Origin of the sequence: Curtobacterium sp. WHRI 8282 (assembly GCF_040223925.2) — a bacterium.
GTDB classification, from domain to species: domain Bacteria; phylum Actinomycetota; class Actinomycetes; order Actinomycetales; family Microbacteriaceae; genus Curtobacterium; species Curtobacterium flaccumfaciens.
Genome location: NZ_JBEHCD020000002.1, coordinates 893,345 through 917,692, shown reverse-complemented (window position 1 = coordinate 917,692; position 24,348 = coordinate 893,345). Strand labels below are relative to the sequence as shown.

Sequence of the window (24,348 nt, the reverse complement as noted above, 5' to 3'; positions counted from 1 at the left end):
GCGGACTCCGGTGAGCAGATGTCCAGAACGGTGCCCCCAGTACGGGGGGCCACGAGGGGGGTGTGGCACCCGCCCCCTGCACCCCGATCCGGGTCAGCCGGACGGAACCGGGGTACAGGTCTGTCCGGACCCCGTTCGTCGTCGCAGGTGTAGCACGGACGGGATGTCCAACGCCGAACCGACCGACGCCCGCCTCGATGACCGCACCCGGTGGCGGGCCTTCGCCGTCTGCGTGGCGGTCGCGGCCCTGACGATCCTCGACCTGTCCAAGGTGAACGTCGGGCTGCCCTCGATCGAGCAGTCCCTCGGGGCCACCAGCTCGTCGCTCCAGCTCATCGTGGCGGGGTACGCGCTGGCGTTCGGCCTCGCCCTCGTGCCAGCGGGTCGACTCGGCGACCTGAAGAGCCGGCGTGTCATGTTCATCGTGGGCCTCAGCGCGTTCACCGGATCGAGCCTGCTGTGCGCCGTCGCCCCGAACATCGAGGTGTTGATCGTCACCCGGATCCTGCAGGGCTTCGCCGCCGGGATCCAGATGCCCCAGGTCATCGGACTGGTGCAGCAGCTGTTCCGCGGACCGGAGCGGGGCCGCGCGTTCGGGCTGTTCGGGGCGATGATCGGCATCTCCACCGCGCTCGGGCCCACCATCGGCGGTGGCCTCATCGCGATCGGCGGCGAGGAATCCGGCTGGCGGCTGCTGTTCTGGATGAACGTGCCCCTCGGGATCGCCGCACTGCTCTTCGCCGTCCGCCTGCTGCCGAAGGGTGCCCAGGGGAAGGCGCAGGACCGCGAACTGGACGTCGTCGGCATCCTGCTGCTCGGTGCCGCCATCATCACCCTGATGCTGCCGTTCGTGCTGACCAGTGGCGGCGGTGGTTCCGCGAGCCGCTGGTTCTGGCTCGTCGGCTTCGCGGTGTTCCTCGTGCTGTTCGTGCTCTGGGAGCAGCGGTTCAAGCGGCAGGGCAAGTCGCCCGTGGTGCACTTCGAGCTGTTCCGGCTGTCGTCGTACCGCAACGGGTTGTCGATCGTGGCCGTCTACTTCGCGGCCCTGCCGGCGTCGTTCCTCATGGTCACGCTGTACCTGCAGGAGGGCCTCGGGCTGTCGCCGTTGTTCGCCGGCATGGTGAGCATCCCCTTCGCCGCGGCGAGTGCCGTGGGCTCCTACATCGGCGGACGGATCGTGGACCGGGTCGGGCGGGCGCTGGTGGTCGCCGGGCTCGGGATGGTCGTCGTCGGCTTCCTGCTGCTCATGGTCGCCGCCGTCGCCACCCCGCCGGAAGTCACGCCGTGGGCGATGGCCGGCGCGTTCCTGGTGGGCGGACTCGGTGGCGGGTTCGTGGTGTCGCCGAACCAGACCCTGACCCTGGCCGAGATCCCCGTCGAACAGTCCGGGGTGGCGGGGTCGATGCAGCAGCTCGGGCAGCGTGTCGGCACGGCGATCGGCACCGCGGTCGCGACGAGCATCTTCTACGGGATCGTGCGGAGTGAGGCGGCGGGGTCGGGATCCGGCGGGTCGGGCGGGCGTCTCGACGCGTACCACGACGCGTTCCGCAGCGGCACGACGTTCACGGTGTCGCTGATGGCGCTGGCGCTCGTACTGGCCGGTGCGGACCTGGTGGCGCGTCGGCGGGCGGCGCGGCGGGCCGACGGGGAGTCCGAACACCCTGGCTCGGCTGCGGGGTCCGCCGAGCGGACCGAGGCGTCGGGGTCCGCCGAGCGGGGTGGTCGGCGCGCCGACCGGACCTAGGAGTCGCGGCGGATGACCTCGACCACGGCATCGTGCACCAGGCCGTTCGAGGCGAGGGCGCTGCCGTGCCACGGCCCGGGGTCGCCGTCGAGCGAGGTGAAGCGACCGCCGGCCTCTTCGACGATGGGGACGAGGGCCGCGATGTCCCACGGCTTCAGGTCCGGTTCGCCGGCGACGTCGAGGACGCCCTCGGCCACCATCATGTACGACCACATGTCGCCGTAGGCCCGGGTGCGCCAGACCCGGCGCGACAGGTCGACGAGCGGCTCGAGGCGGTCGTCGTCGTCCCACTGCTGCATGCTGTTGTAGCTCAGGCTCGCGTCGGCGAGCTCGGACACCCCGGAGACCCGGAGTGGTCCGTCCAGCGAGAACGCGCCGGAGCCCTCGGCCGCCCACCAGCGCTTGCCGAGGGCGGGCGCACTGACGACGCCGAGCACCGGGCGGCCGTCGACCGCGAGCGCGATGAGGGTCGCCCACACCGGGACGCCGCGCAGGTAGTTGGCCGTGCCGTCGATCGGGTCGACCACCCACTGGCGGTGCCCTTCGCTGACGGCCTCGGCCCCGGTGTCCGCCGTCGTCTCCTCGCCGAGGAACGCGTCGTCCGGTCGCTCGGTGGAGAGTCGCTCGCGCAGGGCCCGTTCGACGGCCTGGTCGGCGTCGGTGACGTGCGTGCTGTCGGCCTTCTTCGTCACGTGCAGGTCGGCGGCACGGAAGCGCTCGAGGCTGATCGCGTCGGCGGTGTCGGCGAGGGAGCGGGCGAAGTCCAGGTCGGCGCTGAGGTCCACGTCGCCCAACCTACCGTCGCTACGCGGCGACGACCTCTTCTTCCTCGAGCCGGGTGACCTCGCGCTCGCGGGCGACGCGGGTCCGGCGGGCGACGAGCCCGTGCACGACGACGCAGAGCAGGAGCGCGGCGGCCAGCCAGAGGGCGAGCACGAGCGACGAACGCCCGAGCGAGGCGTCCGGGAAGTACTGCAGGTCCTGTGCGGCCTGCAGCCACGCGGCACCGCTCCAGAAGGTGTGCAGGGCGGCGAAGAAGCCGGGCTGGAACGCCGGCTGGAAGATCCCGCCGGACGACGTGAAGTTCAGCATCACGAACAGCATCGTGAGGATCGGGGTGGTCCACCGGCCGAGCACGGGGTGCAGCCCGACGCCGAGCGCGACGATGATCGCGTCGTAGAGCCAGGCGAACAGGAACACCTGCCAGTGGTGGGTGGTGATGACGCCGTAGATCGGTCCGGCGACGATCACGCCGATGCCGGCGACGACCCCTGCGGTGGCGAGCCCGATGACCGCGGTCCACACCGCACGGAGCTTCGTCGCGACCGAGGCCACGGCGATCGCGGACGCGTACCCGCCGACGCTCAGGGCCACGAGCAGGAAGAACAGCCCCTGGCCGGTGGTGTCCTGGTCGCCCGTGGGTACGACGTCGACGACCCGGAACGGCACGTGCTGGTCGTAGGCGATCGGCAGGAACACCTTCTGCGCGGCGCTCGCGGTCGTCTCCGACGCGGCGGTCGAGACGTAGAGCGTGGCACCCGTCGCCGTCGGTGCGTACACGGCGGCGAGGTCGCGGTCGCGCACCTGCTGCTCGGCCGCCTTCGTCGAGGCGACGACGTGGGCCACGAGGGCCCCGTCGGACTGGTCGGTCACGGTCTGGGCGAACACCTGGGTGGCCGCACCCTGGCCGACGATGCCGACGGGCAGTTCCTGGGGTGCCGGGGCGTGGAAGGCACCGAGGTAGGCCAGACCCATGCCGGCGGCCAGGAACAGCGGCACGAGGATGTGCGAGGCGAACGTCAGCAGCACACGACCGAGGCCGGCGGGGCGCAGGACGCTGTCAGACCGCTGCGGCTTCGGGGCTCGTGGGGACTTGTGGGTGGGGGAGTGGTGCGCGTGCGACGTCGTCGTCGTGCTCGGGGACGGGGCGTCGACAGCGGGGGTCGGCGCAAAGTTGTACTTTGCAACTTCAGACACGACCGCAACTGTACAACCCCGGTGCGCGCTTGTCGACGCCGGCCCGGTGTCGAGGCGTCGTCCGGTGCGAGGTTGTGCACTCGGTGCGAGGCGCGCGAGCCCGCACGGAGTGCACAACCTCGCACCATTCGTGCGCCCCTCGCACGGTGCGAGGGGGGCACGGTGCGAGGTATGCACGGTGCGAGGGGTGCGGAGACCGCGCGCCGGTGCGAGAGGGCGCCCGCCGGAGTGGTCACGACTCACCGCGCGCCGGCGCTCGAGTGGTCACGATCTGTCGGGTGCCGCGTCGCCAGTCGACAGTTCGTGACCGCTCGACGCACACACGGCGGGGTGTCGTGACCAGCCGCCGACCAGCCGCCGACCAACCCCGACCAGCGCCGGCCAGTCGCCGACCAGCCGCACCGCCGCGCCCTACTCGGAACCGGGGTCGGACGCGCCCATCCCGGTCAGCAGCGCCCGGAACGAGTCAAGCCGCTCGACGCCGGTCGGCCCCAGCTCCCCGTCCTGCACCCGGTCGACGATCTCCCAGTCGTGCGCCTGCGCCAGCGGGATGCCGTCCCGCGCGGGCAGCACCGGCACGGCGTGCGACGCGAACGCCCGGAACACGTTCGCGGGGTCGACGTGCCCCAGGCCGAAGGACCGCACACCCGGCGTGTCGATGATCCACCCGCCGTCGCGGACCCGCAGCGCGATCGACGACGACGACGTGTGCCGCCCGCGACCGGTCACGGAGTTCACGACGCCGATCGCGCGCGTCGACCCGGTCAGGGCGTTCACCAGGGTCGATTTGCCCACACCGGAGTGCCCGACGGTCACGGTCACCTTGTCGTCGAGCAGTTCGTGCAGGGCCTCGAAGGGGACGTCGTCCGATCGGCTCGTCACGATCCGAAGGTCGAGGCACGCGAAGTGCGCCAGGAACGCAGCGGGGTCGGCGAGGTCGGTCTTCGTGATGCAGAGGATCGGGTCGAGGCCGGCGTCGAACGCGGCCACCAGGTACCGGTCGATCAGACGGGTGCGCGGCTCGGGGTCGGCGGCGGCCACCACGATGAGCATCTGGTCGGCGTTCGCCACGATGACGCGCTCGACCTCGTCGGAGTCGTCGGCACTCCGCCGCAGCAGTGTGGTGCGCTCGGCGACCTTCACGATGCGTGCCAGCGAGCCCGGGTCGCCGGAGACGTCCCCGACGAGCGACACGTGGTCGCCCGTGACGACGGACTTCTTGCCGAGCTCGCGGGCCTTCGTCGCCGTGATGACGTGGTCGTCGATCAGCACGCCGAACCGCCCGCGGTCGACGTTCGTCACCCAGCCGACCGGGGCGTCGTCGTACGTCGGACGGGTCTTCGTGCGCGGTCGGTTGCCCTTCGGGTTGGGGCGCACCCGCACGCTCGACTCGTCGTACTGCCCGTACGGCTCGTCCCCGTCGGAGTCGTCACCGTCGGTGTCGTCCCACCAGCTCATGCGTCAGTCCCCACTCGCCGGTGCAGCGGCCACCGAGGACGCCACGAGCGCCGCCCACAGCTCCGGGAACTGCGGCAGCGTCTTCGCGGTCGACCCGATGTCGTCGACGGCGACGCCGTCGACGACGAGGCCCACGATCGCCCCCGCGGTCGCCATCCGGTGGTCGTCGTACGCGCCCCAGGCGCTGCCGTGGAGCGGCGCCGGTTCGATCCGCAGGCCGTCGTCGAGTTCGTGCACCGCGCCTCCAGACCGGTTGAGGTCCGCCGCCAGCGCGGCCAGGCGGTCCGTCTCGTGCCCCCGCAGGTGACCGATGCCGGTGATCTCGCTCGGGCCGTCGGCCAGCGCGGCCAGCGCGACGAGCGCCGGGGCGAGTTCGCCGCCGCGGCTCAGGTCGAGTTCGAGACCCGGCAAGGAGGCCCCACCCCGGATCCCGAGGCCGCCGTCGACGACCAGGTCGTCACCGTCACGAGCCACGCTCGCCCCCCACAGGGGCAGGAGCGTCTCGAGGTCGGCACCGACCTGCGTCGTCTCGGCGGGCCAGGTGCGGATGCGCACCGTGCCGCCGGCGACGAGCGCGGCGACGGCGAACGGCGCCGCGTTCGACAGGTCGGGCTCGATCGTGACGTCACGCGCGCCGATCGGGCCCGGGTGCACGATCCACTCGCCGACCGACGGCTCGTCGACGCGGACGCCGCGGGCACGGAGCGCCGCGACGGTCATCTCGATGTGCGGCATGCTCGGCAGGCGTTCGCCCACGTGGGTGAGGTGCAGGCCCTCGTCGAAGCGGGGCGCCGACAGGAGCAGCCCGGAGACGAACTGCGAGGACGCCGAGGCGTCGATCGTCAGGGCGCCACCGCGGACCGAGCCGGTGCCGGTGAACGAGAACGGCATCGAACCGCCGCCGTCGTCCGTGACGTCCACACCGAGGTCCACCAGTCCCTGCACGATGGCGTGCATCGGTCGCTTGCGGGCGTAGGGGTCGCCGTCGACCGTGACGGGCCCGACGGCCAGGGCAGCGAGCGGCGGCAGGAAGCGCATCACGGTGCCGGCCAGCCCGCAGTCCAGGCGGACGTCGCCGTGCATCGGGGCGGGCGTGATCCGGAGGTCCGGGCCGTAGGGGTTCGGGGCGGTGCCGGCCGCCGGCTCGAGCTCCTCGATGCCGACGCCGAGCGCACGGAGGCCCGCGATCATCAGCGCCGAGTCACGGGAGTGCAGCGGGAGCCGGATCGTCGAGGGGCCGTCCGCGAGGGCCGCGAGCACGAGCTCCCGGTTCGTCAGCGACTTCGACCCGGGCAGCGCGACGTCGCCGCGCAGCGGACCCCCTGCGACCGGGGCGATCCAGGGGTCGGCGGGCTGGGCCCCGCTGTGGGAATGCGTCGTGTCTGCCATCGGTTCACCAGGGTACTGAACGCACCGGGAGGATCAGTGGCAACAGCAACACTCGCACGAGAGCGGACCGGCACGGCGACCGTGCTGACCGCGGTGCCGACGACCCTCGGCACGCTCGGCCTAGACTTGGCGGCGATGACGACCGACGAACCGCAGGCAGCTCCGCACCACCTGGTCGACGAGACCGAGGTGCAGCTCGACGCCGTCGAAGAGGAGCACGAAGCCCTCGACGACGCCGCAGACGAGCCGGTGGACGCGAAGACCGTCTCCGAAGGGGAGCTGCGGTCCCTCTTCGAGGACCAGGCGCTGCCCTTCATGGACCAGCTCTACGGTGCGGCCATGCGGATGACCCGCAACCCGGCCGACGCGTCGGACCTGGTGCAGGAGACGTTCGTCAAGGCCTTCGCCGCGTTCCGCCAGTTCAAGCAGGGCACGAACCTGAAGGCCTGGCTGTACCGGATCCTCACGAACACGTTCATCAACACGTACCGCAAGAACCAGCGGAACCCGTACCAGGGCACGATCGACGAGCTCGAGGACTGGCAGCTCGGCGGCGCGGAGAGCGTCACCCAGTCGATCTCCGCCCGGTCCGCCGAGGCCGACGCGATCGACCACCTGCCGTCCTCCGCCGTGAAGGACGCACTGCAGGCCATCCCGGAGGACTTCCGGATGGCCGTGTACTTCGCCGATGTCGAAGGCTTCTCGTACCAGGAGATCGCCGACATCATGAAGACCCCAGTGGGGACGGTCATGAGCCGCCTCCACCGTGGCCGCCGGCTCCTCCGTGGGCTCCTGGCGGACCACGCCCGTGAGACCGGCATCGTCCCGGACGCAGCGTCGACGGCGACGATGCGTGGACGGGGACGAGGCGCGGCACAGACGACGAAGGCAACCGCGGCCACGGGTCGCACCGGACGGAAGGACGCACGATGAGCGGCTGCGACTGCTCGAAGGCGAAGGCCGAACTCGAGGAGTTCCTGCACGACGAGCTCCGCCACGAGGACGCCGCGGACATCCGCGAGCACATGGACGGCTGCGAGGACTGCCAGACCGAGCACCGCGTCGGCGTCGTGCTCATGGAGACCGTCCGTCGCGCCTGCAAGGAGACCGCTCCCGACCAGCTGCGCAGCGAGATCCTCGCGCGCATCCGGGTGGAGCAGGCGACGCACTGACAGCACGGCTCCGTCGAACGGCCGGGCGTCAGCGGCCGGCCTGGAACGCGCGGGTGATCGCCGCTGCGTCGAGGACGCGCTCGTGCACCCGGACCGTGTCCACGTCGCCGGTGTAGACGTAGTCGCCGGCGTTCGGCCAACCGGCCAGCGTCTGGCGTCCGGCGCGCCAGTGTCCGGCGTACTGCCGCAGGGTGACGGCGTCGGAACGGGTGCCCTGCAGCTGGCCGTCGACCCAGAGCGCCATCGATCGCGACTGGAACGTCGCGACCGCGTGGTGCCATTCGCCGTCGGTGACCGTCGCCGTCGATCCCAGCGTGAACTTGAACTGCGACCCTGATCCCTCGACGCCGAACCGCAGGACTCCGTCGGCACCGATGTACAGGTGCCGGTCGCGGTACTGGGACGCCGCAGAGCGGTCCGAGCCGAAGCCGAACACGCGTCCGCCGTCGGTGTCCTGGGTGCGGAACCAGACCTCGATCGTGAAGGCGTTCGGAGCGGCGACCGCGGTGTCGGTGACCGCCCACCCTTCGGCCCCGTCCTCGGTCCGGAACGTCGCGTACGGGTTCGTGGCGCAGTCGGCGTCGACCCGGGCAGCGGCGGGCGTGAAGGTGCCGTCGGCCCCGGACCCGCTCGAGTCCACGACCCGGGGGCCGCTCTTCTCTGCGAAGTCCCACGCGAGTGCCGTGCCGGGTGCGGGCTGGTGGAAGCACCCGAACCCGCCGGTGCCGAGTGCCGAGGCGGTGCCGGTCGAACCGCTGAACCCGGCGCCCGCGCCCGCGCCTGCAACCAGCGTGAGGGTGATGGCCGCTGCCGTGAACACCGCGACCGGCACGGTGGTCGACGTCGGAGCGGTGACGGTCGCCGTCCGGGGCTCCGCGACGACGGGTGAGTGGAGGTCACGGCGCGGCGTGCCGCAGGTGTCGCACGGGCGACCGGCGACGATGTCCCGATCGGCTCGCCCGGCGACGACGAGCACGGCGGTGACGACGCCGGCCAGCAGCAGGGACGTCCAGTCGCCCCCGCGGATCCAGACGCCCGGCAGCCCGATCCACGGGAACCGCAGCACCCCGACACCGAGGACGGCGTCCGGGGCGACGGCAGTTCGGTCGGCCGTCGGGTTCGCGTCCCCGCGCAGACGCAGGCCCCCGTCCGGTTCGATGCGCTCCAGCCGGTGCAGACGAAGACGATCCCGGTGGTCCGGGTCCTCGACGAGCAGCACCCGTCCGGCTTCGAGGTCGTCCGGGTCGACGGGCATCGCGGCGACGACGTCCCCGGTCCGGATGCCGGGGGCCATCGAGTCGGAGACGACCGTCGTGACGTGCCACCCGAGGGCCGCGGGGAGCGACGCCCACAGCGCGAGCAGCAGGGCCGACCAGAGGACCGTGCGTGCCGTGACCGCGAGGAGCAGCCGGGGCACGTCGCCGGCGCAGCGGACGTGACGGCGGGTGGAGGCGTTCGGCATCGGCTGCTCCTCGGGTCGGGCGGGTGGGACGGGTCGGGTTCGGGACGGGGTCAGTCGGTCTGCGCTTCCCACACGAACGTGGTGCCCGCCTCGGACGACTGCACGGTGTTCGGGGCGCCCTCGCTCAGGTCGTAGCTGACGCGGTAGGTCGTGCTCGCCGTACCCGTCGCCGGCTTCCACGCGTCGACGCCGGCGCCGAAGGACTCGGACTCCATGAGGCCGGCGAGCGTGCCGTCGTGCACGGTCGTCGTCGTGGTGAACGTGCTGCAGTCGTCGGGGGTGCCGAGGCTGCCGCGCTCGACCGTCAGCCCGACGTGCTCGGCGAGTGCGTCGTCGTCGGCCGCGTTGGCGGTGAAGAGCTTCACGGTCGAGGCGTTGGTGGTGTTCGCCGTCACGGTGATGCAGTTCGATCCGGCGGACCCGGGCACCAGGTCGTCGACGTCGAACATCGCGACGCCCTGGTCGTCGTCGGTGAGGGAGACGGCACCGGTGCGCCAGCTGTTCGCGGCGTTGTCGGTGCTGCTCGAGAAGGCGGCGTACGAGGCCGTGGCGATGAGTGCGCCACTGGCGACGACGGCGAGCGGGAAGGCGATCCAGGCGGCGGTGCGGCCGTGGCGGGAGGTGATGTGCATGGCTGTCCTGTCGGTCGGTTCACCCGGCGGGTGATATGACAGCAGCGTATATGAATATCAGTTGTTATGGAAGCCCGTCGCAACACGACCGACGGCCCGGGTAGGTTGGCCGACATGACCCTCTCCGTCGAGTCGACCACCACCTGGTCCGACACGGACGTCGCCGACGTCGCCGCCCTCGTCCGCCTGCTCGGTCACGACGTCGACGACGCGTCGATGCGCGCCCGCCTCGACCGGCTCACTCCCGAAGCCGGGCACCGCACCTGGGTGGTCCGGGGGGACGACGGACGGGTCGTCGCCGTCGCCGGCGCGCAGGTCACGTGGGCGTACGCCAGCGACGAGCCGACGGCGCAGCTGCTGCTGCTGGTCGTCGACGACACGGCCAGGAGGCTCGGCACCGGTTCGGCGCTCATCGGCACGTTCGAAGCATGGGCGGTCGAGCAGGGCGCGCGTCGCCTCAGTGCCGTCAGTGCGGCCGCGACGGACAGCGCGCACCGCTTCTACCAGAAGCGCGGGTATCACGACGCCGGGGTGCGGTACACGAAGATCGCGTAGCGCCGCCGCTTCCCGGCGAACATCGAAGCGCCCCGTGCCGGAGTCCCTCGGACTCCCGCACGGGGCGCTTCCTCGTGGCTAGGCCGACGCGCTCAACGCGGTGCTGATGACCTCGGCGGCCTCTTGTGCGGAGCGCTTCGAGGAACCCGTGGCCGGTGCGGCACTCGCCGAGCGGGCCGCCACGGACAACGGGCGGCCGCCCAGGTGCGGCGACAGGTTCATGCAGACGAACGGCCAGGCGCCCTGGTTCTCCGGCTCTTCCTGCGCCCACACGACGTCGGCGTCCGGGTAGCCCGCCAGCACCTCGAGCAGGCGGTCGAGGGGGAGCGGGGCGAGCTGCTCGAGCCGGACGAGTGCGACGTCGGTGATGCCGCGCTTGTCGACCTCGGCACGCAGGTCGTGGTGCACCTTGCCGGAGTGCAGCACGACGCGGCGCACGGCACCCTTGTCGGTGATCCGCGCGTCGTCGAGCACGGGCTCGAACGTTCCGGTCGTGAAGTCCTCGACCGCGCTCGTCGCCTGACGGAGCCGGAGCATCGCCTTCGGGGAGAACACGACGAGCGGCTTCTGCGGCCGGGCCCACGCCTGACGGCGGAGCAGGTGGAAGTACGACGCCGGGGTCGACGGGCGCGCGACGATCATGTTGTCCTCGGCGCACAGCTGCAGGTAGCGCTCGATGCGTGCCGACGAGTGGTCCGGCCCCTGGCCCTCGTACCCGTGCGGCAGCAGGAGGACGAGGCCGGAGCGCTGACCCCACTTCTGCTCGGCGGACGAGATGAACTCGTCGATGACGATCTGGGCGCCGTTCGCGAAGTCGCCGAACTGTGCCTCCCAGAGCACGAGGGACTCGGGGCGCTCCACCGAGTAGCCGTACTCGAACGCCATCGCCGCGTACTCGCTCAGCAGCGAGTCGTACACGTAGAACCGGGCCTGGTCCTCGGTGAGGTTCGACAGCGGCAGCCATTCCTGGCCGTTCACCCGGTCGTGGAACACCGACTGGCGCTGGACGAACGTGCCGCGTCGGGCGTCCTGCCCGGCGAGGCGGACGGGCTTGCCCTCGACCAGGATCGACCCGATCGCCATGAGCTCGGCCATCGCCCAGTCGATGCCACCGTTGCGCGTCATCTCGGTGCGCTTGGTCAGCAGCTGCTGCAGCTTCGGGTGGATGGAGAACCCGGCGGGCGGGTTGCTGTGTGCGTCACCGATCGCCCGGACGAGCTCTTCGGACACGGCGGTCTCGTGCACCTCGACCTCGGAGTCGTCGCGCTGCGCGGCCGGGCGTTCGAGCCCCTGCACCGCGCCGTCGTCGTCGACCTCGATCACCGGGATGGTGCCGGTCTGCGCCTCGTGCGTCTCGGCGAAGGCGCGTTCCAGGCGGTCCTGGAAGTCGCGGTGCGCCTCGTCGTACTCCTCTTGCGTGATGTCACCGCGGCCGACGAGGGCCTCGGTGTACAGCGTGCGGACGGAGCGCTTCGCCTCGATGAGGTTGTACATCAGGGGCTGCGTCATCGAGGGGTCGTCGCCCTCGTTGTGCCCACGACGGCGGTAGCAGATCAGGTCGATCACGACGTCGCGGTGGAACTCCTCGCGGTACGCGAAGGCGAGTTCGGCGACGCGGGCGACGGCCTCGGGGTCGTCACCGTTCACGTGGAAGATCGGTGCCTGGATCGTCTTCGCGACGTCGGTGGAGTACACCGAGCTGCGCGCAGACTCGGGCGGGGTGGTGAACCCGACCTGGTTGTTGATGACGAGGTGGACCGTGCCGCCGGTGCGGTAGCCACGGAGCTGCGACATCTGCAGCGTCTCGACGACCACACCCTGACCGGCCATCGCCGCGTCGCCGTGCACGAGCACGGGGAGCACACCGAAGCTGCCGGGGGCCTCGCGGTCCTGCTTGGCGCGGACGATGCCCTCGAGCACGCCGTCGACGGCTTCGAGGTGGGACGGGTTCGCGGCGATCGTCACCGGGATGCTCGAGCCGTCGGACGTGCGGAACACGCCCTCGGTGCCGACGTGGTACTTCACGTCGCCGGAGCCCTGACCGGACACCGTGCCCGGCAGCGAGGACCCCTCGAACTCACGGAAGATCTGCCCGTAGGTCTTGCCGGCGATGTTCGTCAGCACGTTCAGGCGGCCACGGTGGGCCATGCCGATCGCGACCTCGGCCAGTCCGGCTCCGGCGGCGTGCTGGATCAGGGTGTCGAGGAAGGCGATGGTGGACTCGCCGCCCTCGAGCGAGAAGCGCTTCTGGCCGACGTACTTGGTCTGCAGGAAGGTCTCGAACGCCTCGGCCTCGTTGAGCTTGCCGAGGACCCGGAGCTGCTCTTCCTTCGAGGGCTTCGAGTACGGCACCTCGATGCGCTCCTGCACCCAGCGACGCTGTTCCGGGTCCTGGATGTGCATGTACTCGATGCCGACCGTGCGGCAGTAAGCGTCGCGCAGGATCCCGAGGACGTCGCGCAGTGGTGCCGAGGTGGTGCCGGCGAGCCCACCGGTGACGAACTCGCGGTCGAGGTCCCAGAAGGTCAGCCCGTGGCTCTCGATCTCGAGGTCGGGGTGCGTGCGCTGGCGGTACTCGAGCGGGTCGATGTCGGCCATCAGGTGTCCACGGACGCGGTAGCTGTTGATGAGCTCCTGCACGCGCGCGGTCTTGTTCACCCGGTGTGCCAGGTCGACGTTGATGTCGTTCGCCCACTGGATCGGCTTGTAGGGGATCCGGAGCGCCGCGAAGATGCCGTCGTAGAAGCCGTGCTCGCCGATGAGGCGCTCGTGCACGTGCTTGAGGTACTCGCCCGAACCGGCGCCCTGGATGACGCGGTGGTCGTAGGTGCTCGTCAAGGTGATGGTCTTGCCGATGCCGAGCTCGATCAGGGTCTTCGACGCCGAACCCTGGAACTGCGCCGGGTACTCGAGGGCGCCGGCGCCGATGATCGAGCCCTGCCCCTTCGTCAGACGCGGGACCGAGTGCACGGTGCCGATGCCGCCCGGGTTGGTGAGCGAGATCGTCGTGCCCTGGAAGTCCGCCGGGGTGAGCTTGTTGTCGCGGGCACGCTTGACGAGGTCTTCGTAGGCGGAGAGGAACTGCCCGAACGTCAGGGTCTCCGCACGCTTGATGCTCGGCACCAGGAGCGAGCGGGTGCCGTCCTTCTTCGGGACGTCGATCGCGATGCCGAGGTTCACGTGCGCCGGGGCGACGACGAACGGCTTGCCGTCGCGCTCCTCGTAGAAGACGTTCTGGCTCGGGAAGTCCTTGATCGCCTGCACCATCGCCCACCCGATCAGGTGCGTGAAGGAGATCTTGCCGCCGCGGGCGCGTCGTAGGTGGTTGTTGATGACGATCCGGTTGTCGATCATCAGCTTCGCCGGGATGGTCCGGACGCTCGTGGCGGTCGGGACCGTCAGCGAGGCGTCCATGTTCGACGCCAGCGTCTTCGCCATGCCCCGGAGCGGGGTCGCCACGTCCTCGTGGGTCTCCTCGTGGTCGTCGGCGGCGTCGTTCGCCTCGGCCGGGATCGGCTGCGGTGCCGGCTGGCGCGAGGTGGTCTTCGCCTGGATCGGGCCCGACTTCGCCTCGCCCGGGGTGTCCCCGGTGGCCGGCTGCTGCGTCGAGGACTGCTGCTGGGTCGGCGCCTGCTGTGCCGGTGCCTGCGGTGCGGGGGCCCCCGCCGGAGCCGGAGCGTCAGCGACCTGCGTGCGGTGGTAGCTCTCGAGGACCGGCCACCAGGACTTGTCGACCGACTCCTTGTCCGCGACGAACTGCTCGTAGAGCTCGTCGACGAGCCACTCGTTCGCCCCGAATTCGCCCGCGGTCTCGTCCGTTCCGGTCAGATGGCTCGACACAGCCGATCGCCCACTCTCCGTCGATAGATGCTCGTGTGTGTCGTGCGGAGCAACCCTGCGCCGCACAGGTGCCAAGCCTAGCCGCTCCGACATGTCCGTTCCGTGTCAGCCGCGGCGCGAGTCGGCAGCCCCCGAGCACCCGGTCGGGGCCCTGACGGGAGCCGTACAGTGGAGCGCATGAGGTTCTACGAGACGCGGCCGACGCACGACCTGACCTACTCCGACGTCTTCCTCGTCCCGAGCCGTTCCGGCGTGACGAGCCGCTTCGACGTCGACCTCGCGGCGAACGACGGTAGCGGTGCCACGATCCCGATCGTCAGCGCCAACATGAACTCCGTCACCGGCCCCCGGCTCGCCGCCACCCTGGCCCGCCGCGGTGGTCTGGGAGTGCTGCCGCAGGACATGCACCTGCAGGACCTCGACGCCGCGATCCGCTGGGTGAAGGACCAGCCGGTCGACTTCGACACCGCCTACGACATGGGCGCGCAGACCACCGTCGCCGAGGCCCTCGAGCAGCTCCTGCCGGTGGCCGGCCGTGGTGTGGTCATCCGCGACGCCGACGGGGAGTACCTGGGCTGCGTGCCCGCGACCCGCCTCGGCACCGCCGGCCCCGACGCCGTCCTCGGCGACCTGCTGCACGGCGCCTCGACCGCGATCGACGCCGAGGACGCCGGTACGCCCCGCCACGTGTACGACGTGCTCGCGGCCGCCGAGGTCGACTTCGCGCCGGTGGTGCGGCACGGCCGGGTCGTCGGCACCACGAGCCAGACGAGCGCGATCCGCTCCGACATCTACACGCCCGCCGTCGACGGTTCCGGCCGGCTCCGGGTCGCCGCGGCGCTCGGCATCAACGGCGACGTCGCCGCCAAGGCGAAGGCGCTGGCAGCCGCGGGCGTGGACGTCCTGGTCCTCGACACCGCGCACGGACACCAGGACGGCATGCTCCGCGCACTCCGCACCGTCGCGTCGCTGCAGCTCGGCATCCCGCTCGTCGCAGGCAACGTCGTCACCGCCGACGCCGTCGCGCACCTGGTCGGGGCCGGAGCGGACATCATCAAGGTCGGCGTCGGCCCTGGTGCCATGTGCACCACCCGCATGATGACGGCCGTCGGTCGTCCGCAGTTCTCCGCCGTGCTCGAGACCGCGGCGGCGGCCCGCTCGCTCGGCGCGCACGTCTGGGCGGACGGCGGGGTGCGCTACCCGCGCGACGTCGCCCTCGCGCTGGCAGCCGGGGCGTCCGCCGTCATGATCGGCTCGTGGTTCGCCGGCACGCTCGAGGCCCCCGGCGTCCTGCGTCGTGACGCCGCCGGCAAGGCGTACAAGGAGAGCTGGGGCATGGCCTCGGCCAAGGCCGTGCGCGAGCGGTTCGAGCGGCTCGACCCGTACGAGCGGGCCCGCAAGGCGCTCTTCGCCGAGGGGATCTCGTCGTCGACGATCTACCTCGACCCGGAGCGCCCGAGCGTCGAGGACCTGCTCGACATGATCACCACCGGCGTCCGCAGCTCCGCCACCTACGCGGGCGCGTCGTCCCTCGCCGAGTTCTCCGAGCGCGCGCTGGTCGGCATCCAGTCCGCCGCCGGGTACGAGGAGGGCAAGCCCCTGCCCGTCAGCTGGTAGCGCGGACGGGGCGCGCGTCGCCCTGGTCGCGACCACGAACGGACGGGAGGCCCGTGGCGGTGTCGCCACGGGCCTCCCGTCCGTCTGCCGGTGCGTCTACCGGCGTCGGGTTGCGTCCTCGACCTCGCCCACCAGTTCTTCGAGGATGTCCTCGAGGAACAGCACACCGATCGTGCGGCCGTCCGCGTCGAAGGCGCGGGCCACGTGGCGCCCGGCGGCCCGCATGGTCGCGAGCGCGTCCTCGAGGTCCATCTCGGTGTAGAGCGAGATGAGCTGGCGGATGCGCTTCGGCGGCACCGGGTCGTCGAACTCGTCCGGCCGCAGGTCGATGACGTCCTTCACGTGCACGTAGCCCGTGGGGGAGCCGTCCTCGCCGACGAGCACGTAGCGGGAGAACCCGCGCTGCGCCACGGCGTGCTCGACGTCGGCCGGGGTGGCGTCGTCGGGCAGGGTGACGAGCTCGGCCATCGGCACGGCGACGTCACGGACCTTCTTCTCGGTGAACTCGAACGCCAGGGCGAGCTTGCCGTCGTCGGTCAGGGTGCCCTCGCGGCGGGACTGCTCCACGATGGTCTGCACCTCTTCCACCGTGAAGGCGCTCACCGCTTCGTCCTTGGGCTCGACGCGGAACAGCCGCAGCACGGCGTTCGCGACCTCGTTCAGGCCGACGATGACCCAGTGCAGGCCGTGACCGATGTACCAGAGCGTCGGCACCAGCAGCAGCGCGGCGCGGTCCGGCATCGAGAACGAGATGTTCTTCGGCACCATCTCGCCGAACACCACGTGCAGGAACGACACGAGCAGCAGCGTGAACACGAAGGCCACGGTGCCGATCACCTCGGCGCTCCAGCCGGTCAGGTGCAGCGGGACCTCGAGCAGGTGGTGGATCGCCGGCTCGGACACGTTCAGGATGAGCAGCGAGCAGACCGTGATGCCGAGCTGGGTCGTCGCGAGCATGCGGGTGGCGTGCTCCATCGCCCACAGCGTCATCTGCGCGGCCTTCGAGCCCTCTTCGGCGCGGGGCTCGATCTGCGAGCGGCGAGCCGAGATGACCGCGAACTCCGCCGCGACGAAGTACGCGTTGCCCATCAACAGGACGACGAGCCAGAAGATGCCCCACCAATCGGAGCTCATCGCAGTCCCTCCTTGCAGCCAGAAGATCCCGCTGCGCCCATCATCGAGTCCGAGCTCATCGGGTGCTGCCCTTCGTCGTGGTGGCCGCGGCCTTCGTGGTGGTCGGGGTGCTCTTGGTGGACGGGATGATGATCGCGGTCGCCGCCGTGTCGGTCGACGGCCGCGTCGGGGTCCAGCGGATGCGGTCGATCCGACGGCCGTCCAGCCGCTCGACGCGGAACACGCCGCCGTCCAGGGGCACCTCGTCGCCGACGACGGGCAGACGGCCCAGCGTCGACATGACGAACCCGCCGACGGTCTCGTACGGGCCCTCCTCGGGCACCTTCACGCCGGCGCGGTCCTCGAGCTCGTCGGGACGCAGCAGACCGGGGAAGGTCAGCCAGTCACGGGAGCGGACCACGTCGATGCGGGCGCGGTCGTGCTCGTCGGAGACCTCGCCGACGATCTCCTCGATCAGGTCCTCGAGCGTGACGACCCCGGCCGTGCCGCCGTACTCGTCGACGACGATGACCATCTGGTAGCCGCGGCCGCGGACCTCGGCGAGCAGGGTGTCGCCGGGCATGGTCTCCGGCACGCGTTCGGCGTCCGTCATGAGGGCCCCGACGGGGACCTCCGGACGCTTCTCACGCGGCACGGCGACCGCCTGCTTGACGTGCACGATGCCGACGACGTCGTCCGCGTCCTCCTCGATGACGGGGAAGCGGCTGAAGCCGGTCTTGCGCGCGAGGGCGATGACGTCCTCGGCGGACTCGGACACGCGGATGGTGGAGAGCCTCGGGCGCGGGGTCATCACGTCGCTGGCGCTCAGCTCGGAGAACGAGATGGTGCGCTCGAGGAGCGTCGCGGTGTCCTGTTCGAGCGAGCCCTCGGAGGCCGAGCGGCGCAGCAGCGAGGTGAGTTCCTCGGCGCTGCGGGCACCGGAGAGTTCCTCCTGCGGCTCGATGCCCAGCGACCGGAGCACGGCGTTCGCGGTGCCGTTCAGCAGCGCGACGGCGGGCTTGAAGACCGTCGTGAACGCGATCTGCAGCGGGACCACGAGCCTGGCGGTCTGCAGGGGCAGCGCGAGCGCGAAGTTCTTCGGCACCAGTTCGCCGAGGATCATCGACAGCAGGGTCGCGATGACGAGCGCCACGATCGAGCCGACGGTCTCGACGATGCCTTCTGGCAGGTTCATCGCCAGGAACGGCGCCTCGAGCAGCTTCGCGATCGAGGGTTCGAGCAGGTAGCCGGTCAGCAGCGTGGTCAGCGTGATGCCGAGCTGTGCGCTGGACAGGTGCGTCGAGGTGACCTTCAGCGCGCCGATGACCGGTGCGAGGCCGGCTTCACCGCGGTCGCGCCGCGCTTCGACGTCCGCGCGGTCGAGGTTGACCAGTGCGAACTCGGACGCGACGAAGACACCCGTGCCGAGGGTCAGCAGGATGCCGCCGATCAGCATGACGATGTCGATCGGACTCATGATTCACCCCCGTTCGCGCACAGGGATGACGTGCAGCTCACCGAGTGAGCGGCGGATGAGTGAGGCGAAGAACTATTCGGGGGATCGTCCACAGTGCTGCCAATCGTACTGCCTGCGCGGTCGCTGAACCGTGAATCCGTACAGAACCGACCGCGCCTAGGCCGTGATCCGCGCGCGGTGGTACTGCTGCGGCTCGTAGTCGACCGGCACGCGGAGTTCGACGGCGGCACGGAGCGCGAACGACGGGTCGCGGAGCATCTCGCGACCGATCATCACGACGTCGGCCAGGCCGGTCGCGACGATCTGCTCGGCCTGGAACGCCTCGGAGATCATGCCCACGGCGATCGTCGGGATGCCGGCGTCGCGCTTGATCGCCGCCGCGTGCGGCACCTGGTAGCCGGGGCCGACCGGGATCGGCGCGCTCGCGACGTTGCCGCCGGTCGACACGTCGGCCAGGTCGGCACCGTGCTCCGCGGCCCAGCGGGCGACGACCGTGGTCTCGTCGAGCGTGAGCCCGCCGTCGACCCAGTCGGTGGCCGAGAACCGGACGACGATCGGGAAGCCCTCGCCGACCTCGGCGCGCACGGCGTCGACGACCTCGAGTAGTGCGCGGGCACGGTTCTCGAGCGAGCCGCCGTACTGGTCGGTGCGCTGGTTGCTCAGCGGCGAGAGGAACTGGTGCAGCAGGTAGCCGTGGGCCGCGTGGATCTCGACCAGGTCGAACCCGGCCTCGACCGCGCGGCGGGCGGACTGCGCGAAGGCGAGGGCGACGACGCGGATGTCCTCGACCGCGAGTTCGCGCGGGACGTCGTAGCCGTCGAAGGCCACGGCCGACGGAGCGACCGTGGTCCAGCCGCCCTGGTCGGCGGGGACGGTGCCGTGTGTGGTGTCCCAGGGGCGGTAGGTCGACGCCTTGCGACCGGCGTGCGCCAGCTGGATGCCCGCCGCGGCGCCCTGCTCGTGCAGGAAGTCGACGATCGGCTTGAACGCGTCGCGCTGCTGGTCGTTCCACAGCCCGAGGTCCTGCGGGGTGATCCGTCCCTCGGGCACGACACCCGTCGCCTCGACCACGACCGCGCCGGCGCCGCCCTTGGCGAACCCGCCCAGGTGCACGAGGTGCCACGGCGTCGGGACGCCGTCCTGCTGGTCCACCGAGTACTGGCACATCGGGGAGACCCAGATGCGGTTGCGGACGGTCAGGTCACGGACGGTGATCGGGTCGAACAGGGCGTGCGTCACGCGGGCTCCTCAGAGGACGGGTGCCGGCGCCTCGGCCAGTTCCGTCAGGAACGACCGCAGCGACGCCGGCGACGTGTAGTGGTGGCCGACCGCCCCGATCGCTTCCGCACCGGTGGCGTTCTCGGCCCTGTTGTCCACGAACACCATCTGACCCGGGTCGATTCCCAAGCGCGCACAGGTGTCGCGGTAGATGGATGCCGCGGGCTTCAGGACGTGCTCCTCGGCGCTCACCACGACGGTCTCGAACAGCGAGCCCATCGGGGAGCGGCGGTACGGGTCACCGAAGTCGAAGCCCGCGTTCGAGAGCAGGGCCAAACGGGTGCCGGCGTCGTGCAGCTCCTCGACGATCTCGAGGGTCTCCGGCTCGACCTCGAACCACCCGGTGAAGTCGATCGCCCAGAACCGGTGGATCTCCGAGATGCTCCAGGTCCGTCCGGTCCGTTCCGCGATCGCACGCCAGTACGCCACGACGGACAGGTCGCCGCGGTCCAGGTCGTGCCGGAGCTCCTGGTACACCGGGAACAGCTCGTCCGCCGGGACCCCGGTGGCGGCCACGAGGGCGTCCCGAGAGGCATGCGGCGTCCGGCTGATCACCTCGCCGTAGTCGAAGACCACCACGCGACCAGGCAGGAACAGGCTCATGCGCTCCACCGTAACGTGGGACCGGTGAACGACTTCGTGCCCGTCCGACCGTCCGATGCCGCCCCTTGGGTCACCGTGCCGACGGGGGAGTCCACCAAGTACCGCCGCGGGGTGCTCGGTGTCGCCACCGGCTCCGACCAGTACCCCGGCGCCGCGGTGCTCGGGGTCGACGCCGCCGTGCACACCGGCGTCGGCATGGTCCGGTACGTCGGACCGTCACGCGCCACCGACCACGTGCTCACCCGGCGCCCCGAGGTCGTGTCCGGCGTCGGCCGCGTGCAGGCCTGGCTGGTCGGCTCCGGTGTCTCGGCGCCGTCGCTCGGTGACCTGGACGCGACGACGGCGTCGGGCTTCTCGCACGCTTCCGACGACGGCGTCCCGGTCGTCGTCGACGCCGGGGCGATCCCGCTCGTCGACCTCGGGCCGCTCGCCGTGCTCACCCCGCACGCCGGTGAGCTCGCTTCGTTCCTGGGGGTCGATCGCGCCGAGATCGAGCAGGACCCGGCCGCCGCGGCGCTCCGTGCTGCCGAGCAGACCGGCAGCGTCGTGCTGCTCAAGGGGGAGCGGACCCACGTGGTCACCCCGGACGGGTCGGTGCGGCTCGTGGCTGCGTCCGCGACGCCGTGGCTCGCGGCGGCCGGTGCCGGGGACGTGCTGGGCGGCGTGCTCGGAGCGCTCGTCGCCGCGCGGCAGGGCTCCGTCGAGACGGCCGGGTCGTCGCTCACCCCGTCGGACCTCGCCCACCTGGCCGTGTCGGCCGCCGTGGTGCACGGACTCGCGGCGCGGCGGGCGTCCGGCGGCGGACCGTTCCCGATGACGACGCTCATCGCCGAGCTGCCGGGGGTCGTGCGGGACCTGGTCGTCGACGGGGACGCGCGCGGGTAGTCGTCGACGTGGAACGACGGTGTCGACGTCGTACGACATCGGCTTCGTCGTTCGTTGCAGGCGCTGACTGTTGCGGGTGCGTGGGAGCGACAGCGTCGAGGTCGTACGACATCGGCTTCGTCGTTCGTTGCAGGCGCTGACTGTTGCGGGTGCGTGGGAGCGACAGCGTCGAGGTCGTACGACATCGGCTTCGTCGTTCGTTGCAGGCGCGGGGTGACGACAGTGTCGGTGTCGTACGACATCGGTGGTGTCGCCTGTTGTCGACGCGAGCGTGGGACGGACGGGAGGCCCGTGGCGGCGTCGCCACGGGCCTCCCGTCCGATTGCGGTCACGTCACGGGCGCGACGCGCGTCGCGGACGTCAGCTCGCGGGGGTCGCGTGCACCAGGAACTCGACGGAACCGGCGTCGTCGACCTTGACGAACCCCAGGCTCGGGGCCTGGACGCCGTAGTCCGAGAAGGTGATCGGGACCGAACCGGAGATGTCGACGCCGTCGCCGTTCAGGCCGACCTGCAGCTTCGCGGTGACGTCCTTCGTGACGCCGTGCAGGGTGAGCTTCCCCGGAGCCGTCACGGTCGTCGTGTCGGAGCCGCTCGGGACCGCGTCGGCGATCGGCGTGGTGAGTTCGAAGGTGGCCTCGGGGAAGGCCGCGGCGTCCATCGCGGAGTCGCGGAAGTAGGCGTCGCGCTGGTCGGAGTCGGTGGTGATGTCGGCGACCTGCACCGTGATCTTCGCGGCGGTGATGCTCGTGCCGTCGACGGTCGCGGTGCCGGCCACGCTGTCGGTGCGGCCGGTGACGGTGACGTCGGAGCCGTTCAGGACCTCGTGGACGCGGTACCCGGCCTCGGAGTCGCCGCCGACCGTCCACTCGCCGGACAGGTCCGTCTCGTCGAGGGTGGAGGCCTCGCGGGTGGCGGCGACGGACGGCGCGGCCGAGGCCTTCGCGTTCTCGGTGCTCGTGTAGACGTTCGTGAAGACCACCGCGCCGACGACGCCGAGGACGACGACGGCGGCGATGACGGAGATCCAGATGACGGCCTTGCGGCGCTTGCGCGGGGTGTCGGAGGTCACGAGCTGAACGGTGACACGTCATGCTCGGGAGAGCCTGAGATCGTGACGGCGATCGCCCCCGGTCCGGCCGCTACGCTCGTCCGGTGCAGAGGACCTCGACCCGGTGGCTCGAACTCGCCGGCTTCGTCCTGGCGTTCGTCGCCGTGCACGGGTTCCTGTGGTGGCTGACCCTCGTGTCGGCGAACCTGCCGCTCGGTGACGTGACCATCACCTACAGCCGCTGGATCGAGACCGGGCAGACTGCGGACTTCTGGGTCGGCGTCGACGGCGCCTGGGTGTACCCGATCCTGGCGATCGTGCCGATGGCGGCCGCGGCGCTCGGGGGAGTCGAGTCCATCGGCACCGGCTGGCTGCTGCTGATGGTGGTGCTCGACGCCGTGGCGTGCGCGTTCCTGTGGCGGTTCCGGGCCCGCGTCGGGTCGTCCGACCGCTTCGGCGTGCACGGCGTGCGGGTCGTCTGGTGGTGGCTGCTGTTCCTGCTCGCGCTCGGGCCGATCGCGCTCGGTCGGATCGACACCGTCGCGACGGTGTTCGCGCTGGTGGGCGTGGCGTTCGTCGCCTCGAGGCCGGCCGTCGCCTCCGCACTCTTCACCGCCGGCGCGTGGACGAAGGTGTGGCCCGCGGCGCTCGTCGCGGTGCTGCTGCTCCTGCGTCGCGGACACCGCCGGGGTGTGCTCGCCGGAGCCCTGGTGCTGAGCGCCCTGATCGTGCTCGTCGACGTGCTGTGGGGCGGTGCGCCGTACCTGCTGTCCTTCGTCGGTGAGCAGACCGGCCGTGGGCTGCAGATCGAGTCACCGCTCGCGACGCCCTTCATGTGGGCCGCTGCGTTCGGTGTCCCCGGAGCGGCGGTGTTCTACGACCAGGAGATCCTGACCTTCGAGGTGTCCGGTGCCGGCACGTCCGCCGCCGCCGCGGTGTCGACGCCGCTGATGGCCGTCGTCGTGGTGGCCGGGGTCGTGCTCGCGCTCTGGGCCGCCCGCCGGGGTGCCCGTCGGGCCGAGCTCGCGCCGGTCCTGGCGCTATTGTTCGTGGCGGCGCTCATCGCGACGAACAAGGTGGGGTCGCCGCAGTACATCGGCTGGTTGGCGGTGCCGATCGTGTGGGGGCTCGCCGCGAGCGCCCCGAGTGCGCGTCGGTTCGTGCCGATCGCGGTGCTCGCGCTGCCGATGGCCCTGCTCACGCAGGTGGTCTACCCGGGCTACTACGACCAGTTGCTCGGCGTGCAGCCGTGGATCCTCGTGGTGCTCACGGTGCGGAACGTGCTCGAGGTGGCGATCCTGGTGTGGAGCGTCGTCGTGCTGGTGCGGATGGGGCGTCGCGCGGGGTCCGGACGGGTGTCGGCGCGCTCGTCGCCGTCCGTGCACGACCAGCCCGAGCCGGGCAGGATGGACGCATGATCGTCGCCTTCTCCGTCGCTCCGTCCGGTGGTCCCGCTGCAACGTCCGACGGGTCCGTGCACGACGCCGTCGCGGCCGCCGTGCGCGTGGTGCGCGAGAGCGGGCTGCCGAACCGCACCTCGTCGATGTTCACCGAGATCGAGGGGGAGTGGGACGAGGTCATGGACGTCGTCAAGCACGCCACCGAGGCCGTCGGTGCGTACGGCACGCGGGTGTCGCTCGTGCTCAAGGCCGACATCCGCCCCGGGCACACCGGCGAGATCGACGGCAAGCTCGAACGGCTCGAGGCCGCGCTCGGCGAGTAGCCCGCGGCGGCACGGACGACACGCCGGAGCGGTCCCTCGGATGTCGGTGGTCGGGTGTCTCATGGTCTGCATCGAGCCACATCGGGTGGCCTGCGAGACGACGAGGAGCGCGTGATGATGCACGACGGCTGGTGCCCCGACTGCGACCTGCGAACGGTCGTCATCGACACGGACGAACACGGCGACAACGCCTGGGCGACCTGCGCGGAGTGCGGCACCGGATGGGTGCACCGCGACGAGCTGCCCGAGCAGACCTCGGCACGGACCCGCACGCCGGAGCGCCAGGCGGCCTGACCTCCGGCGGGCTTTCGCTGGTCCGTTGGAGCGGTCTACACTCGATGGACCAGGACATCACGGCCGCCCCGTCCGGTGG

The 24,348-nt window shown here is 71.3% G+C and carries 21 protein-coding genes; 9 read left to right on the top strand and 12 right to left on the bottom strand.

Going from position 1 to position 24,348, the window contains the following annotated elements; translation table 11 throughout:
- The first annotated feature begins 163 nt into the window (after positions 1-163).
- Positions 164-1,744, top strand: a complete 1,581-nt coding sequence (locus ABRP24_RS10545) for an MFS transporter (protein WP_349848770.1) — start codon at positions 164-166, stop codon at positions 1,742-1,744.
- Here the strand turns inward: ABRP24_RS10545 and hisN are convergent.
- The 4 genes from hisN to aroA form a co-directional block, all read right to left on the bottom strand.
- The gene (gene hisN, locus ABRP24_RS10540; protein ID WP_349848768.1) at positions 1,741-2,529 is read right to left on the bottom strand and encodes a histidinol-phosphatase; all 789 of its coding nucleotides are present in this window, start codon (positions 2,527-2,529) and stop codon (positions 1,741-1,743) included. The genes ABRP24_RS10545 and hisN overlap by 4 nt on opposite strands.
- Positions 2,530-2,548: 19 nt before the next feature.
- The gene (locus tag ABRP24_RS10535) at positions 2,549-3,721 is read right to left on the bottom strand and encodes a hypothetical protein (protein ID WP_349848766.1); all 1,173 of its coding nucleotides are present in this window, start codon (positions 3,719-3,721) and stop codon (positions 2,549-2,551) included.
- Positions 3,722-4,132: 411 nt separating this feature from the next.
- Positions 4,133-5,179 (bottom strand): ribosome small subunit-dependent GTPase A, encoded by a 1,047-nt coding sequence (rsgA, locus tag ABRP24_RS10530; RefSeq protein ID WP_232750222.1) that lies wholly within the window; start codon positions 5,177-5,179, stop codon positions 4,133-4,135.
- A gap of 3 nt (positions 5,180-5,182) precedes the next feature.
- Complete coding sequence (gene aroA, locus ABRP24_RS10525) at positions 5,183-6,568, bottom strand: 3-phosphoshikimate 1-carboxyvinyltransferase (RefSeq protein WP_349848763.1); 1,386 nt, start codon at positions 6,566-6,568, stop codon at positions 5,183-5,185.
- 81 nt (positions 6,569-6,649) lie between these two features.
- Here aroA and ABRP24_RS10520 point away from each other — a divergent pair, with 81 nt between their 5' ends.
- Both ABRP24_RS10520 and ABRP24_RS10515 read left to right on the top strand, forming a co-directional pair.
- Positions 6,650-7,501, top strand: a complete 852-nt coding sequence (locus ABRP24_RS10520) for a sigma-70 family RNA polymerase sigma factor (protein ID WP_110864006.1) — start codon at positions 6,650-6,652, stop codon at positions 7,499-7,501.
- A complete protein-coding gene (locus ABRP24_RS10515) occupies positions 7,498-7,740 on the top strand; it encodes a zf-HC2 domain-containing protein (RefSeq protein ID WP_027465838.1) in 243 nt (80 codons plus the stop codon). Before ABRP24_RS10520 ends, ABRP24_RS10515 begins: the two co-directional genes overlap by 4 nt.
- Positions 7,741-7,768: 28 nt before the next feature.
- On the opposite strand, the gene ABRP24_RS10510 is transcribed toward ABRP24_RS10515, so the two are convergent.
- Positions 7,769-9,202 (bottom strand): LamG-like jellyroll fold domain-containing protein, encoded by a 1,434-nt coding sequence (locus tag ABRP24_RS10510; RefSeq protein WP_349848761.1) that lies wholly within the window; start codon positions 9,200-9,202, stop codon positions 7,769-7,771.
- A 50-nt stretch (positions 9,203-9,252) separates the two neighbouring features.
- Positions 9,253-9,834 (bottom strand): hypothetical protein, encoded by a 582-nt coding sequence (locus ABRP24_RS10505; RefSeq protein ID WP_349848759.1) that lies wholly within the window; start codon positions 9,832-9,834, stop codon positions 9,253-9,255.
- 114 nt (positions 9,835-9,948) lie between these two features.
- Between ABRP24_RS10505 and ABRP24_RS10500 the strand changes: the two genes are divergently transcribed.
- Positions 9,949-10,389, top strand: a complete 441-nt coding sequence (locus ABRP24_RS10500) for a GNAT family N-acetyltransferase (protein ID WP_027465835.1) — start codon at positions 9,949-9,951, stop codon at positions 10,387-10,389.
- A 78-nt stretch (positions 10,390-10,467) separates the two neighbouring features.
- On the opposite strand, the gene ABRP24_RS10495 is transcribed toward ABRP24_RS10500, so the two are convergent.
- Positions 10,468-14,229: a multifunctional oxoglutarate decarboxylase/oxoglutarate dehydrogenase thiamine pyrophosphate-binding subunit/dihydrolipoyllysine-residue succinyltransferase subunit gene (locus ABRP24_RS10495; protein ID WP_027465834.1), complete on the bottom strand. Its 3,762-nt coding sequence runs from the start codon at positions 14,227-14,229 to the stop codon at positions 10,468-10,470.
- Positions 14,230-14,406: 177 nt separating this feature from the next.
- Between ABRP24_RS10495 and ABRP24_RS10490 the strand changes: the two genes are divergently transcribed.
- Positions 14,407-15,846, top strand: a complete 1,440-nt coding sequence (locus ABRP24_RS10490; RefSeq protein ID WP_349848756.1) for a GuaB1 family IMP dehydrogenase-related protein — start codon at positions 14,407-14,409, stop codon at positions 15,844-15,846.
- A 96-nt stretch (positions 15,847-15,942) separates the two neighbouring features.
- Here ABRP24_RS10490 and ABRP24_RS10485 read toward each other — a convergent pair whose 3' ends face one another.
- From ABRP24_RS10485 to ABRP24_RS10470, 4 genes are all read right to left on the bottom strand, one after another.
- Positions 15,943-16,980, bottom strand: a complete 1,038-nt coding sequence (locus ABRP24_RS10485; protein ID WP_027465832.1) for a hemolysin family protein — start codon at positions 16,978-16,980, stop codon at positions 15,943-15,945.
- Positions 16,981-17,035: 55 nt separating this feature from the next.
- Positions 17,036-18,436 (bottom strand): hemolysin family protein, encoded by a 1,401-nt coding sequence (locus ABRP24_RS10480; protein WP_111087819.1) that lies wholly within the window; start codon positions 18,434-18,436, stop codon positions 17,036-17,038.
- Positions 18,437-18,592: 156 nt separating this feature from the next.
- Positions 18,593-19,675, bottom strand: a complete 1,083-nt coding sequence (locus tag ABRP24_RS10475; RefSeq protein WP_027465830.1) for an NADH:flavin oxidoreductase/NADH oxidase — start codon at positions 19,673-19,675, stop codon at positions 18,593-18,595.
- Positions 19,676-19,684: 9 nt separating this feature from the next.
- Positions 19,685-20,317, bottom strand: coding sequence for an HAD family phosphatase (locus ABRP24_RS10470; RefSeq protein WP_027465829.1), 633 nt, complete (start codon positions 20,315-20,317; stop codon positions 19,685-19,687).
- Between the two features lie 24 nt (positions 20,318-20,341).
- Here ABRP24_RS10470 and ABRP24_RS10465 point away from each other — a divergent pair, with 24 nt between their 5' ends.
- Positions 20,342-21,202 carry an ADP/ATP-dependent (S)-NAD(P)H-hydrate dehydratase gene (locus tag ABRP24_RS10465; RefSeq protein ID WP_349848753.1) on the top strand — a complete coding sequence of 287 codons (861 nt, stop codon included), beginning with the start codon at positions 20,342-20,344 and terminating at the stop codon, positions 21,200-21,202.
- Between the two features lie 360 nt (positions 21,203-21,562).
- Here the strand turns inward: ABRP24_RS10465 and ABRP24_RS10460 are convergent, their stop codons facing one another.
- Positions 21,563-22,273, bottom strand: a complete 711-nt coding sequence (locus tag ABRP24_RS10460; RefSeq protein WP_232750214.1) for a YceI family protein — start codon at positions 22,271-22,273, stop codon at positions 21,563-21,565.
- A gap of 83 nt (positions 22,274-22,356) precedes the next feature.
- Between ABRP24_RS10460 and ABRP24_RS10455 the strand changes: the two genes are divergently transcribed.
- The 3 genes from ABRP24_RS10455 (at position 22,357) to ABRP24_RS10445 (ending at position 24,269) form a co-directional block, all read left to right on the top strand.
- Positions 22,357-23,670: a hypothetical protein gene (locus ABRP24_RS10455; RefSeq protein WP_349848750.1), complete on the top strand. Its 1,314-nt coding sequence runs from the start codon at positions 22,357-22,359 to the stop codon at positions 23,668-23,670.
- Positions 23,667-23,975, top strand: a complete 309-nt coding sequence (locus tag ABRP24_RS10450; protein WP_301581296.1) for a thiamine-binding protein — start codon at positions 23,667-23,669, stop codon at positions 23,973-23,975. The genes ABRP24_RS10455 and ABRP24_RS10450 overlap by 4 nt, the downstream gene beginning before the upstream one ends.
- A 114-nt stretch (positions 23,976-24,089) precedes the next feature.
- Positions 24,090-24,269, top strand: a complete 180-nt coding sequence (locus ABRP24_RS10445; protein WP_111056343.1) for a hypothetical protein — start codon at positions 24,090-24,092, stop codon at positions 24,267-24,269.
- The last annotated feature ends 79 nt before the right edge of the window (positions 24,270-24,348 follow it).

What these genes read in the sequence shown, in the direction of transcription:
- ABRP24_RS10445 (WP_111056343.1), top strand. Translation starts at nt 24,090, where the DNA reads ATGATGCACGACGGCTGGTGCCCCGACTGCGACCTGCGAACGGTCGTC.
- ABRP24_RS10510 (WP_349848761.1), bottom strand. Translation starts at nt 9,202, where the DNA reads ATGCCGAACGCCTCCACCCGCCGTCACGTCCGCTGCGCCGGCGACGTG.
- ABRP24_RS10480 (WP_111087819.1), bottom strand. Translation starts at nt 18,436, where the DNA reads ATGAGTCCGATCGACATCGTCATGCTGATCGGCGGCATCCTGCTGACC.
- rsgA (WP_232750222.1), bottom strand. Translation starts at nt 5,179, where the DNA reads ATGAGCTGGTGGGACGACACCGACGGTGACGACTCCGACGGGGACGAG.
- ABRP24_RS10470 (WP_027465829.1), bottom strand. Translation starts at nt 20,317, where the DNA reads ATGAGCCTGTTCCTGCCTGGTCGCGTGGTGGTCTTCGACTACGGCGAG.
- aroA (WP_349848763.1), bottom strand. Translation starts at nt 6,568, where the DNA reads ATGGCAGACACGACGCATTCCCACAGCGGGGCCCAGCCCGCCGACCCC.
- ABRP24_RS10450 (WP_301581296.1), top strand. Translation starts at nt 23,667, where the DNA reads ATGATCGTCGCCTTCTCCGTCGCTCCGTCCGGTGGTCCCGCTGCAACG.
- ABRP24_RS10500 (WP_027465835.1), top strand. Translation starts at nt 9,949, where the DNA reads ATGACCCTCTCCGTCGAGTCGACCACCACCTGGTCCGACACGGACGTC.
- ABRP24_RS10515 (WP_027465838.1), top strand. Translation starts at nt 7,498, where the DNA reads ATGAGCGGCTGCGACTGCTCGAAGGCGAAGGCCGAACTCGAGGAGTTC.
- ABRP24_RS10490 (WP_349848756.1), top strand. Translation starts at nt 14,407, where the DNA reads ATGAGGTTCTACGAGACGCGGCCGACGCACGACCTGACCTACTCCGAC.
- ABRP24_RS10485 (WP_027465832.1), bottom strand. Translation starts at nt 16,980, where the DNA reads ATGAGCTCCGATTGGTGGGGCATCTTCTGGCTCGTCGTCCTGTTGATG.
- ABRP24_RS10545 (WP_349848770.1), top strand. Translation starts at nt 164, where the DNA reads ATGTCCAACGCCGAACCGACCGACGCCCGCCTCGATGACCGCACCCGG.
- ABRP24_RS10505 (WP_349848759.1), bottom strand. Translation starts at nt 9,834, where the DNA reads ATGCACATCACCTCCCGCCACGGCCGCACCGCCGCCTGGATCGCCTTC.